This window comes from Variovorax atrisoli 110B, assembly GCF_000382045.1.
Taxonomy (GTDB): domain Bacteria; phylum Pseudomonadota; class Gammaproteobacteria; order Burkholderiales; family Burkholderiaceae_C; genus Variovorax; species Variovorax atrisoli.
Window position 1 is genome coordinate 66,653 of sequence record NZ_KB907459.1, and the last position, 12,682, is coordinate 79,334.

The following is a 12,682-nucleotide window of genomic DNA, read 5'->3' on the forward strand; positions in this document are numbered from 1 at the left end:
AGACTCCTCCAGGGGCCGCACTTCTCCGGACGATCCGCCGGGGTTCATGCTGGCGTTTTTTCTTCGGGGGCGGCCTCGCTGTCGTTCAGGTCGACGGCGATGGCGATCGGGCCCGCAACCACTTCTTCTTCCCCGTCGTCGCCTTCCTCCTCGGCGGCAGCCTCGCCGGCCTTCGGTGCATCGAGGCGTTCCAGCACGGTGCCGCTCACGTCGAGGGCGATCTCGTCGATCTCGCCGAGCTTCACGCGCAGGCGCGCGCCGCGCTCCTGCTGCCCGGCCACGGGGAACACCAGCGGCAGCGTGTCGGCACGCACCAGCGCGCCGTTGGGCATGTCCTTGATGACGGTGGCCTCCAGCTCGGTGATGCCCTGCTGCTGCAGGTACTTCAGCGTCCAGAAACGCTCCATGCCGCCCTGGTAGGCGTTGTAGGCGGTGTAGGCCGCGTCGAAGCCCGAGAGGATGGAGAACAGGTCGGCGTCCTTCGGCTTGAACGGCGCGGCCAGCGCGGCCGTCTTGCCGTGGCGCGCGGCCGCGATGATCTGCCACTGGTTCACCAGGTCGGTGTAGCGGCGCAGCGGCGAGGTGCTCCAGGCGTAGCTCTTCACACCCAGGCCCGCGTGCGGCAGCGCGCGCGTGCCCATGCGCACCTTGATGCCGGGCGCGAGGCTGGCCTGGCTGCGGTAGAGCGCGGGCACGCCGAGCTCGCCGAGCCAGCCGCCCCAGCTGCTGTTGGCCAGGATCATCGCCTCGGACACGATCAGGTCGAGCGGCGCGCCGCGCTGGCGGGTGCTGATCTGAACCTGCTCGCTGCCGGTGGGCTCGGCGCCGTCGTTGCCGACGAGGCGGAAGTTGTAGTCGGGCCGGTTGAAGCTCTCGGGCTTGCCGCGCACCACCTCGCGCTGCGCCTTCAGCTGCTTCGCGAGGCGGAACAGGAACGACAGGGGCGCGCGCATGCGGGCCGCGGCCTCGGGTGTGCCGTCGGCGTTGAAGGTGGCGTCTTCCAGCCACTGCTGCGTCACGACGGTGTCGAGCTGGTCGTGGCGCAGGTTCGCCGCGATGGGCACCCGCTCCAGCTTCGTCTCGGTGCCCTGCAGCTCCAGCGTGGCCTCGTCGAAGCGCGCATAGAGCGACACGGCCGGGCGGTCGCCGCCTTCGAGCAGCGTGTAGGTGTCGACCACCTCGTCGGGCAGCATCGTGATCTTGTAGCCCGGCATGTAGACCGTGGACATGCGCGCACGCGCCACGTTGTCGATCGGGCTGCCCGGCGCCAGCGCCAGCGCCGGCGCGGCGATGTGGATGCCGACCGTCACGGTGCCGGTGCCCAGGCCCTGCACCGAGAGCGCGTCGTCGATCTCGGTGGTCTGCGAATCGTCGATGGAGAAGGCCTGCACGCCCTCGGCCCGCGGCAGGTCGTCGGCGATGGCCGGCGCCGCGAGGGCCGGGAAGCCGGTGCCCTTGGGGAAGTTCTCGAACAGGAAGCGCCGCCAGTGGAACTGGTAGGGCGAATCGATGGCACCGGCACGCTCCAGCAGGTCGAGCGGCGGGCGCTGCGTGGCGCGCGCGGCCTCGACCACGGCCTTGTATTCGGGGGCGTTCTTGTCGGGACGGAAAAGAATCTTGTAGAGCTGCTCGCGCACGGGGGCCGGGCACACGCCCTCGGCCAGCTGCGCCGCCCACTCGGCGATCTGCGCCTGGATGGCCTTCTTCTTCTCGATGGCGGCCAGCGCCTGCTGGACGATCTCGGCCGGTGCCTTCTTGAAGCGCCCCTTGCCGGCGCGGCGGAAGTAGTGCGGCGCCTCGAAGAGGGCGAACAGGGCGGCCGCCTGCTGGGCCAGCGAGGGCTTCTCGCTGAAATACTCGGCGGCCAGCTCGGCGAAGCCGAATTCGCCCTCGGGCGCGAATTCCCAGGCGAGGTCGAGGTCCATGCCGGCGGCGAGGTCGCGAGCCTCGGCGATCAGGTCGGCGGGCGAGGGCTTCTCGAAACGCAGGACGATGTTGGCGCCCTTGACCTTGACGCGCTTGCCGGTGTCGAGCTCGACCTGCGCCGATGCTTCGGCCTCCGACAGCACGCGGCCGCCGAGGTACTTGCCGGCTTCTTCAAACAATACAAACATCCCTCGATTGTCCCACGCTGAACCCGGCGCCCCCATTCCGGGGATGCCGCGGAACCGGCTTTGCCGGGCCGCAGGCATCGCCCCCCCGGAGAGGGGGCCGGCGTAGCGACACGAAGTGCGCGGAGCCTGGGGGGAGACCAAGGCCTCGCGGAACCGGCTTTGCCGGGCCGCAGGCATCGCCCCCCGGGAGGGGGGCTGGCGTAGCGACACGAAGTGCGCGGAGCCTGGGGGAATGCTCAGACCGGGTTGATGAAGGCCATCACGTCGTCGAGGTGGGCCTTCTCGAAGTCCGACAGGGCGTGGTCGCCGCCTTCGAGCAGCTTGATGTTGCTGTCGGGGTAGCGCGCGGACATCTCGTGCCAGTCGAGCGCCTCGTCACCCTTGGCGATGATGGCGAACACGCGCTCGGGCCGCGTCAGCGGGCCGACTTCCATGGCGCGCAGCTCGTGGATGTACTCCGGGCGGAAGTAGAAATGCTCCGCCGGATCGTGCCAGGCGGTCTGGTCGCCGATGTAGCGCATCAGGTCGCGGGCGGGATGCACGGCCGGATTGAGCAGCACCGCACGGCAGCGCGTCATGCCGGCGACGTAGGTGGCGTAGTAGCCGCCGAGCGACGAGCCGATCACCGCCATCGACTTGCGCGGCCAGTGGGCGATGCCCTTCATCACCATGTCGATGGCGTCGTGCGGCGACGGCGGCAGCTGCGGACACCACCATTGCAGGTTCGGATGTCGCCGCGCGACGCGGTCCGCAACGATCCGGGCCTTGGTCGAACGAGGCGAAGAGCGGAAGCCGTGCAGATAGAGCAGGTGGGTTGTTTGCGGATCCATGCGAGGTAAGGGAGGGCAGTGCGGCGGTGGAGCCTCGCTTGTCGGGAACGGGTAATTCTGCATGAGGTCTGTTCTCGCGAGGCCGCTTCCGGCACACAAAAACCGGCTGGTCGGGTTCTTCGGCAGGCCGCAGCCTGCCGTGCCCCCGGGGCGCACCGGCGTTCCGCAACTCCCTGCGCCTGGGACTTGCTGCGCATCTGCAATTCGAAAGTACTCAGGTCGAGTTCGCCTTGCTGCAAATCGCCTACGTTCCGCTTACTTGTCCATCCGGTACAGCGGCCGCAGGCCCGGAAAAAAGCGGCCCGAGTGTCGAACAAAGCCTGTTCTCGCAGATATCCCATGAACGGGGGAGGTACGCGCGGATACCCCGTGCCCGCCGAGGCTTATGCTTGGAGGAATGAACATTGAGGCTCAGGACGACACGTCGCTACGCCGCTGGGGCGTGCTCGTGGTCGAGGACGACAGTCGCGCGCGCGCCTTTTTCGAGGCGAGCGTGCAGCGCAGCCCGCGGCTTTTCTGGCTCGGCAGCGCGGGTACCGTGCAGGAAGCGCTGGGCTGGCTCTCGCGCACGACCACCATTCCCGATGTGTTGCTGGTCGACCTCGGCATGCCCGACGGCACCGGCCTCGACGTGATCCGCGAGGCCGTCGCGCGCTTTCCGGGCTGCGAGCCGCTGGTGGTGTCGGTCTTCGGCGACGAGGAAAACGTCCTCGCCAGCATCGAGGCCGGCGCCGTGGGCTACATCCACAAGGATGCCGCGCCCGAGGACATCGCGCAGACCATCGTCGAGATGAAGGCCGGCGCCTCGCCGATCTCGCCCATGATCGCGCGGCGCGTGCTTGCCAAGTACCGCAGCCTGCAGACGGCCGCACCCGCCGGCGCAGCGCCGGGCGCCGCGCCCGAGGCAGCGGCCGAGGAGGCCGACCGCGGCCTGCTCTCGGTGCGCGAGCACGAGGTTCTGACGCTGATCGCGCGCGGTTTCTCCTATGCCGAGATCGCCCGTCTCAAGGGCCTGAGCGTTCACACGGTCCAGACCCACATCAAGAATCTCTACGGAAAGCTCGCGGTGCATTCCAAGAGCGAGGCGGTCTTCGAGGCGACGCGTCTCGGCCTGCTGTCTCATCCGGGCTGAGCGCAGATGCGGCCGAACCGGGTGTCGCTGGTGATGTCGTGGCTGGCGATGCTCCTGATGGGCATCGCAGGCGTTTGTGGCCTGTTCGGCGTTTCGGGCGCGTTCGCTGCCGAGGTGCCGATCGAACTGCGCCAGGGCACGGTGACGACCACGATCGATGGCGTCGCGCGCACCGAGCCCGTCGAGCTGTCCTACCACTGGGACCGGCAGCACAACGGCCGCCCCGGCACCGCCAGCTTCGACCTGCCATTCACGCTCGAGGCCGAGCCCGAGGTGCCCTGGGGCATCTTCATCCCGCGCGTGGGCAATGTCTTCGAGGTGCAGCTCAACGACACGCTGCTGCAGACCTACGGCGACATGAAGCGCAGCAACGACGCCGACTATGCCAAGGCGCCGATCTACGTCCCCGTGCCCGGCAAGCTGCTGCGCAAGGGCGACAACCTGCTGCAGATCCGCCTGCATGCCGACACCGCCCGCCTCGCGGGGCTGTCGCAGGTGGTGATCGGGCCGGCCGCGACGGTGCGCAGCGAGCTCTTCGAGGGCGCCAACGCGTGGCGCTTCATCGGCTCGGTGCTGCTGATGGCCTTCAGCCTGATCGTGGGCGGCATCGCGCTGGCGCTGTGGCTCACGCAGCTCGACGTCGACGTCGACGCGGGCGGCGTGCCGCGGCGCGTGGGCATCTATCTCTGGGCCGCGCTGGCCGAGTTCTCCTGGGCGGTGCGGATGGCCGACGGGCTGGTCGCCGAGCCGCCGCTGTCCTGGGGGCCGTGGGGCGTGCTGATGGCCGCCTCCTATGCCGGCTGGGCGGCCGCCTCCATGATGTTCGTCTACCACCTCGCCGGCTGGGCGAACGAGCAGCGCCACCGCTGGGTGCGCTGGCCGGTGGCCGGCGTGGTGGTGGGAACGGTGCTGTTCAGCACGCTGTCTCTGCAGCGGGACGAGCCTGCGTGGTTCACCGGCTGGCTCGCGGTGGAGCTGGTGCTCGTCGCCGCTTTCGTCGGCGCCTTCGCCTTGGCCACGCTGCGCCACCCGAACGACGACCGCCTGCTGATGGCCGGCGCTGCGCTGCTCACGCTGGCCTTCGCCGCGCGCGACTGGCTGGTGGTCCGCCTGAGCGACGCCTACGGCGAGACCACCTGGGTGAGCTATTCGTCGGTGTTCTTCGGCGCGGTGCTGCTCCTGATCGTGCTGCGGCGCTTCCGCGCTGCGGCCCTGCAGGCGCGGGGCTCGGTTGCCGCCCTGGCCGAGCGGGTGGCGCAGCGCGAGCGCGAACTGGCTGCGACCTACGCCGAGCTGGAGGCCGCGGCGCAGGTCCAGGCGCGCACCCACGAGCGCGAGCGCATCCTGCGCGAGATGCACGACGGCGTGGGCTCGCACATCAGCTCGGCCATCCGCCAGCTGCAGTCGGGCCAGAGCAGCTCGGGCGACCTGCTGCGCACCCTGCGCGATTCGCTCGACCAGCTCAAGCTGCAGATCGATTCCATCCACCTGCCGCCGGGCGACGTGGGCGCGCTGCTCGCGGCGGCGCGCTACCGGCTGGAGCCCAGGCTGGCGTCCTCGGGCATCGAGTTCGAATGGGCGGTGGACGAGGTGGAGCCGGTGGCAGGGCTGGACGCGCACGGCATGCGGCAGCTGCAGTTCCTGCTGTTCGAATCGATCTCCAACGTGCTGCGGCACGCCGAGGCCACCGTGCTGCGCTTCGAGGCCGGCATGAAGGGCAAGACGGTGCAATTGCGGGTGATCGACAACGGCAAGGGTTTCGACGCCGCCAAGCACATGCCCCGCTCGCTGGCGGAGCGCTCCGGTGCCATCGGCGCGCGCCTGACGGTCGAAAGCCGACCGGGGCGCACGGTCGTTCAGCTCGAATTCGATTGAGGGGCCGGGCGGGGCTGGGATAATCCGCCCTCATGTCCGCCGTGTTCAATCAGCCCTCCCTGGCGCGTCGAATTGCGCCCATCTTCCAGGGCTTCGACGGCTTCCTGGCCTTTGCCGTGCTGCTGCTCGCCTTCGCCGGGCTGCTCACGATGTATTCATCGGGCTACGACCACGGAACCCGCTTCGTCGACCACGGCCGCAACATGCTGCTGGCCGGCTTCATCATGTTCGTGGTGGCGCAGGTGCCGCCGCAGCGGCTGATGCTGGCGGCGGTGCCGCTCTACACCATGGGCGTGGCGCTGCTGGTGGCGGTGGCGCTCTTCGGCATCACAAAGAAGGGCGCCCAGCGCTGGATCAACGTGGGCGTGGTGATCCAGCCCAGCGAGATCCTGAAGATCGCCATGCCGCTGATGCTGGCCTGGTGGTTCCAGCGGCGCGAGGGCCAGCTGCGGCCGCTCGACTTCGTGGTGGCGACGGTGCTGCTGGCGGTGCCGGTGGGGCTCATCATGAAGCAGCCCGACCTGGGCACTTCGCTGCTGGTGCTGGCGGCGGGGCTGTCGGTGATCTTCTTCGCCGGGCTGCCCTGGAAGCTGATCGTGCCGCCCGTGGTGATCGGAGCAGTGGCCATCACGCTGATCGTGAGCTTCGAGTCGCGGCTGTGCGCCGACGGCGTCGACTGGCGCGTGCTGCACGACTACCAGAAGCAGCGCGTGTGCACGCTGCTCGACCCCACCAAGGACCCGCTGGGCAAGGGCTTCCACATCATCCAGGGAATGATCGCCATCGGCTCGGGCGGCGTGGGCGGCAAGGGTTTCATGCAGGGCACGCAGACGCACCTCGAATTCATCCCCGAGCGCACCACCGACTTCATCTTCGCGGCCTATTCCGAGGAATTCGGGCTCATGGGCAACCTGGCGCTGATCTCGGCCTTCATCCTGCTGATCTTCCGGGGGCTGGTGATCGCGGCCAACGCGGGCACGCTGTTCTCGCGCCTGCTGGCGGGCGCCATGACGATGATCTTCTTCACCTACGCCTTCGTGAACATGGGCATGGTCAGCGGCATCCTGCCGGTGGTGGGCGTGCCGCTGCCCTTCATCAGCTACGGCGGCACGGCTATGGTGACGCTGGGGCTGGGTCTGGGGATCCTGATGTCGATCGCCAGGGCGAGGAAGCTGGCCCAGAACTGAGCCAGGCAACGAACACCGGGGAACCGAACCGGCTTTGCCGGGCCCCTGGCGTTGGCCCCGGCACGGGCGTGGCGAAGCGACACGGAGTGCGCGCAGCCTGGGGGCGGGCCATAGAATCCCGAAATGATCTCCCGCGAACCCACCATCGAGCGCCTCGCCACGGCGCAACAGCTCCTTCTCGCGCCGTTCGGCCTCGACGAATCGCACCTGGGCAAGGCCCTGGCCGAGATCACCGCGCACCGGGTGGACGACGCCGACCTGTACTTCCAGTACACCCGCAGCGAAGGCTGGAGCCTCGAGGAGGGCATCGTCAAGACCGGCAGCTTCAGCATCGACCAGGGCGTCGGCGTGCGCGCGGTGAGCGGCGAGAAGACCGCCTTCGCCTATTCCGACGACATTTCCGAGGCCTCGCTGCTCGACGCGGCGCGCACCGTGCGCTCCATCTCTTCCGCAGGCCGCGCCGGCAAGGTGAAGACGGCGCCCCGCAAGATCGCCTCCAGCCGCTCGCTCTACGAGGGCATCGACCCCATCGCCACGCTCGACAGCACCGCCAAGGTGAAGTTGCTCGAGAAGGTCGAGAAGCTCGCGCGCTCGCGCGACCCGCGCGTGGCGCAGGTGATGGCGGGGCTGGCCAGCGAATACGACGTGGTGCTCGTGGCCCGCGCCGACGGCACGCTCGCCGCCGATGTGCGGCCTCTGGTGCGCCTGTCGGTCACGGTGATCGCCGAGCAGAACGGCCGCCGCGAGATCGGCTCCGGCGGTGGCGGCGGGCGCTTCGGCCTGGCGTACTTCTCCGACGAGCAGATCGCCGAGTACGTCGACCATGCCGTGAAGGCGGCGCTGACCAACCTCGAGGCGCGCCCGGCCCCGGCCGGCGAAATGACCGTGGTGCTCGGCTCCGGCTGGCCCGGCATCCTGCTGCACGAAGCCATCGGCCACGGGCTGGAGGGCGACTTCAACCGCAAGGGCTCGAGCGCGTTCTCGGGCCGCATCGGCCAGCGCGTGGCGGCCAAGGGCGTGACGGTGCTCGACGACGGCACCATCGCCGACCGCCGCGGCTCGCTCAACGTCGACGACGAGGGCAATGCCAGCCAGCGCAACGTGCTGATCGAGGACGGCATCCTCAAGGGCTACATCCAGGACGCGCTCAACGCGCGCCTCATGAAGGTCAAGCCGACCGGCAACGGCCGCCGCGAAAGCTACGCCCATGTGCCGATGCCGCGCATGACCAACACCTACATGCTCGGCGGCGACAAGGAGCCCGACGAGATCGTCGCCAGCATCAAGAAGGGCCTGTACGCCACCAACTTCGGCGGCGGCCAGGTCGACATCACCAGCGGCAAGTTCGTGTTCTCTGCCAGCGAGGCCTACTGGGTCGAGAACGGCAAGATCCAGTACCCGGTGAAGGGCGCGACCATCGTGGGCAACGGCCCCGACGCACTCACCCGCGTGACCATGATCGGCAACGACATGGCGCTCGACTCGGGCGTGGGCACCTGCGGCAAGGAAGGCCAGAGCGTGCCCGTGGGCGTGGGCCAGCCCACCCTGCGCATCGACGGCCTGACTGTAGGTGGAACGGCTTAGGACTTTCGGCACTTGTCGGCTGTTTCCTCCGGTTGCTAAGCTGCGCTCCTTTTGCCGACAACGAATCAAGGAGCATCTCGATGGGGAACAGGATCAACTCGCCCGCCGTTCTGTGGGCCGTGACCGCCGTGGTGGCGCTGGCCACTGCCGGTTGCGCATCCCGCGGCGGATCGTCGGGTAGCCAGCCCGCAGCGGCGCCCGCACCTGCCGCAGCTGCTCCGGCACCCGCGGCGCGCGGCGGCGCCAAGCCGGGCATGGACGCCCAGGGCAACGTGGTCGACTCGTCCAAGGTCGAGGCCGGCAGCGGCCGCACCGTGAAGGGCCTGAACGGCTACGAAGGCGAGATCACCGGCAACCCGGCCCGCAACAGCAAGTTCGCGCGGCTGCAGATCGGCATGAGCGCCAAACAGGTCACCGACCTCGCCGGACCGCCGACGGACCAGGGCGCATATGTAACCGGCAAGGCCTTCATTCCCTTCTATTTCGGCAGCGACCGCCATCGCTTCGAGATGACCTACAAGGGCCAGGGACGCCTGATCTTCGCGGGCGGCGGCATGGGAGATTTCTCTTCCGGCAACCTGATCTGGATCATCCACAACCCCAACGAATCGGGCTACCGGTAAACAACAGCAGGCCCGGTCGCTTGACCGGGTTTTGCTTTTCCGTGCTACATTGCTAACCCATGTCCGCTGTCCGCGCCTACTTTTTTGCCTACTTTTGGTTCCCGGTTTCCGGCGGACGAGAGGCGAGCGCGTAAAAAGCACACACGAATACCCTCCCAGAACCGCCGGTGGCCCCAAGCCCCGGCGGTTTTTTCTTGGCCTCTCGATTCCCACTCCAGCACAAAAGGAAGAAGCACCATGAGCACGAACATCCCCACCGCCAGCGAGAGCTGGTATGCGCGCGTCGAAAAAACCAGCAAGACCGACGACGAACGCATCAAGGACATCAACGTGCTCCCGCCTCCCGAACACCTCATCCGCTTCTTCCCCATCCGCGGCACCGCGGTCGAGACGCTGATCGAGGACACCCGCCAGCGCATCCACAACATCATGGCCGGCAAGGACGACCGGCTGCTGGTGATCATGGGCCCGTGCTCGATCCACGACCCGGCCGCAGCGCTCGAATACGCACGCCGCCTCAAGGCCGAGCGCGAGAAGTACGCCGGCACGCTGGAGATCGTGATGCGCGTGTATTTCGAGAAGCCGCGCACCACGGTCGGCTGGAAGGGCCTCATCAACGACCCGTACCTGGACGAGAGCTTCCGCATCGACGAGGGCCTTCGCATCGCACGCCAGTTGCTGATCGACATCAACCGCATGGGCCTGCCGGCGGGCAGCGAGTTCCTCGACGTGATCTCGCCGCAGTACATCGGCGACCTGATCTCCTGGGGCGCCATCGGCGCGCGCACCACCGAAAGCCAGGTGCACCGCGAGCTGGCCTCGGGCCTGTCGGCGCCCATCGGCTTCAAGAACGGCACGGACGGCAACATCCGCATCGCCACCGACGCCATCCAGGCGGCTGCGCGCGGCCATCACTTCCTCTCGGTGCACAAGAACGGCCAGGTCGCGATCGTGCAGACCAACGGCAACCGCGACTGCCACGTGATCCTGCGCGGCGGCAAGGCGCCCAACTACGACGCAGCCAGCGTCGAGGCCGCCTGCAAGGACCTGGAGGCCGCCAAGCTGCCGCCTACGCTGATGGTCGACTGCAGCCACGCCAACAGCTCCAAGCAGCACCAGAAGCAGATCGACGTGGCGAAGGACATCGCCGCGCAGATCGCGGACGGCTCCAAGCGCGTCTTCGGCGTGATGGTCGAGAGCCACCTGCAGTCGGGCGCCCAGAAGTTCACGCCCGGCAAGGACCAGCTCGCGGGCCTCGAATACGGCAAGAGCATCACCGACGCCTGCCTGGGCTGGGAAGACTCGGTGCAGGTGCTGGACACGCTCTCGCAAGCGGTCAAGCGCCGCCGGGGCTGAGCAGGCGCTAGAGCAATCCGGCCAGGTCGGGCCAGTGGTGCCGCATCGACGCAGCCTCGTCGCTGTCGGACGGCACCAGGGAAAAATCGGCGAAATCGAAGCCCGGGCCGACCATGCAGGCGACCAGCGTGTAGTCGCCCGAACTGTGGCTCTGGATCGGCTGCGCCGCCTGCCACTGGCCGGCGGGCACCACGTGCTGCGGGCGAGTGCCGTGGATGTCGACCGGGCCCAGTCGCGTGTGGGCCGGCGCGGTCCGCATCGCGGCGTCGCAGGTCCACAGCGCGAGCGGCACGCCTTCAAGGTGCACCCAGACTTCGTCGGACAGCACCCGGTGCCAGCGCGAATGCTGGCCCGCCTCGAGCAGGTAGTAGATGCTGGTCAGCGCGCTGCGCGGCGGACGCCCGTCGGCCGGGGTGACGCTCGACGCGGAGCGGAACACCTCGCCGTACCAGCCGCCTTCGGGGTGCGGCTGCAGCTTCAGCGTCTCGATCAGTTCGCGGGCACGGGCGGCGGACATGGCGGTCATGATGCCGCCGTCGTGCGCAGGGCGGCAAGCAGTTTGTCGTGCACGCCGCCGAAGCCGCCGTTGCTCATGCAGACGATGTGATCGCCCGGCCGGGCCGCGGCGACGACCTGCTTCACCAGCGGCTCGATGGCCCCGGCGACCTGCGCGCGCTCACCCATCGGCGCGAGCGCGGCGGCCACGTCCCAGTCCAGTCCGGCCGTGTGGCAGAACGACAGGTCGGCCGATTCCAGGCTCCACGGCAGCTGCGCCGCCATGACGCCCAGCTTCATCGTGTTGCTGCGCGGCTCGAAGGCGGCGAGGATGCGCTCACTTTGCCGGCCGGCGTCGTCCAGCTTCTTGCGCAGGCCGTCGAGCGTGGTGCGGATTGCGGTCGGGTGGTGGGCGAAGTCGTCGTAGACCGTGATCGCGCCGCCGTCGCGCTCGACCGTGCCGCGCAGTTCCATGCGCCGGCGCACATTGCGGAAACTGCCGAGCGCCCGCGCCGCATCGGCCGGCGCCACGCCCACATGTTCGGCCGCGGCGATGGCTGCCAGCGCATTCATCTGGTTGTGCAGGCCGGAGAGTTCCCATTCGACTCGGCCGACCGTCTCGCCGCGCAGCAGCACGTCGAAGGCGTCGTGCGTGCCGCGGGCCTGCCATTCGCCGCCGGAGCCGAAGCGCGCGAGCTCGCTCCAGCAGCCCCGGGCCAGCACGCGCTGCAGGCTTTCCTCGGTGGCGTTCACCACCAGCCGGCCTGTGCCGGGCACTGTGCGCACGAGGTGGTGAAACTGGCGTTCGATGGCGGCGAGGTCGTCGAAGATGTCCGCGTGATCGAACTCCAGGTTGTTCAGCACAGCGGTGCGCGGCCGGTAGTGCACGAACTTGCTGCGCTTGTCGAAGAAGGCCGTGTCGTACTCGTCGGCCTCGATCACGAAGGCGGGGCCGTCGCCCAGCCGGGCCGAGACGCCGAAGTCCAGCGGCACGCCGCCGACCAGGAAGCCGGGGGCCTTGCCGCCTTTTTCAAGGATCCAGGCGAGCATCGAGGTGGTCGTCGTCTTGCCGTGGGTGCCGGCCACCGCCAGCACATGGCGGCCCAGCAGAACGTTCTCGGCCAGCCACTGCGGACCGCTGGTGTAGGGCTTGCCGGCGTCGAGAATGGCCTCCATCAGCGGAAACTTGGGGCTCCCGTCGGCCAGCCGCGTGCGGGACACCACGTTGCCGACCACGAACATGTCGGGGGCGAGGGAGAGCTGGTCGGCGCCGAAGCCTTCGATCAGGTCGATGCCGAGGGCGCGCAACTGGTCGCTCATCGGGGGGTACACGCCGGCGTCGCAGCCAGTGACCCGATGGCCGGCTTCGCGCGCGAGGGCGGCCACTCCGCCCATGAAAGTGCCGCAGATACCCAGGATATGAATGTGCATCGGTCGATTCTAGGTAAGCGGTGCAGGCGGCCCTCGGCCGGGCTGCGCGTTTGTC

Annotated in this window: 10 protein-coding genes; 6 read left to right on the plus strand and 4 right to left on the minus strand. The window is 68.7% G+C overall.

Annotated features, from left to right (window positions below):
* Nucleotides 1–44 precede the first annotated feature (44 nt).
* Together G369_RS0124955 and G369_RS0124960 are read right to left on the minus strand one after the other, a co-directional pair.
* Entirely contained in the window at nt 45–2,114 is a 2,070-nt protein-coding gene (locus G369_RS0124955) for a ribonuclease catalytic domain-containing protein (RefSeq protein WP_019656777.1), read from the minus strand.
* 236 nt (nt 2,115–2,350) lie between these two features.
* Nucleotides 2,351–2,944: a YqiA/YcfP family alpha/beta fold hydrolase gene (locus G369_RS0124960; protein ID WP_019656778.1), complete on the minus strand. Its 594-nt coding sequence runs from the start codon at nt 2,942–2,944 to the stop codon at nt 2,351–2,353.
* Nucleotides 2,945–3,329: 385 nt separating this feature from the next.
* On the opposite strand from G369_RS0124960, the gene G369_RS0124965 reads away from it, so the two are divergent.
* The 6 genes from G369_RS0124965 (at nt 3,330) to G369_RS0124990 (ending at nt 10,701) form a co-directional block, all read left to right on the plus strand.
* A complete protein-coding gene (locus G369_RS0124965) occupies nt 3,330–4,076 on the plus strand; it encodes a response regulator transcription factor (protein WP_019656779.1) in 747 nt (248 codons plus the stop codon).
* A gap of 6 nt (nt 4,077–4,082) precedes the next feature.
* On the plus strand, nt 4,083–5,951 hold the full coding sequence (locus G369_RS0124970) for a sensor histidine kinase (protein ID WP_019656780.1): 1,869 nt from the start codon (nt 4,083–4,085) through the stop codon (nt 5,949–5,951).
* A 32-nt stretch (nt 5,952–5,983) separates the two neighbouring features.
* Complete coding sequence (gene rodA, locus G369_RS0124975) at nt 5,984–7,138, plus strand: rod shape-determining protein RodA (protein ID WP_019656781.1); 1,155 nt, start codon at nt 5,984–5,986, stop codon at nt 7,136–7,138.
* Nucleotides 7,139–7,261: 123 nt separating this feature from the next.
* On the plus strand, nt 7,262–8,722 hold the full coding sequence (gene tldD / locus G369_RS0124980) for a metalloprotease TldD (protein WP_019656782.1): 1,461 nt from the start codon (nt 7,262–7,264) through the stop codon (nt 8,720–8,722).
* An 80-nt stretch (nt 8,723–8,802) separates the two neighbouring features.
* Entirely contained in the window at nt 8,803–9,345 is a 543-nt protein-coding gene (locus G369_RS0124985; protein WP_019656783.1) for a hypothetical protein, read from the plus strand.
* Nucleotides 9,346–9,582: 237 nt separating this feature from the next.
* Nucleotides 9,583–10,701 carry a 3-deoxy-7-phosphoheptulonate synthase gene (locus G369_RS0124990; protein WP_019656784.1) on the plus strand — a complete coding sequence of 373 codons (1,119 nt, stop codon included), beginning with the start codon at nt 9,583–9,585 and terminating at the stop codon, nt 10,699–10,701.
* Between the two features lie 7 nt (nt 10,702–10,708).
* Here G369_RS0124990 and G369_RS0124995 read toward each other — a convergent pair whose 3' ends face one another.
* Together G369_RS0124995 and mpl are read right to left on the minus strand one after the other, a co-directional pair.
* A complete protein-coding gene (locus G369_RS0124995; protein WP_026346606.1) occupies nt 10,709–11,218 on the minus strand; it encodes a cupin domain-containing protein in 510 nt (169 codons plus the stop codon).
* 5 nt (nt 11,219–11,223) lie between these two features.
* The gene (mpl, locus tag G369_RS0125000; RefSeq protein ID WP_019656786.1) at nt 11,224–12,627 is read right to left on the minus strand and encodes a UDP-N-acetylmuramate:L-alanyl-gamma-D-glutamyl-meso-diaminopimelate ligase; all 1,404 of its coding nucleotides are present in this window, start codon (nt 12,625–12,627) and stop codon (nt 11,224–11,226) included.
* Nucleotides 12,628–12,682: the final 55 nt, after the last annotated feature.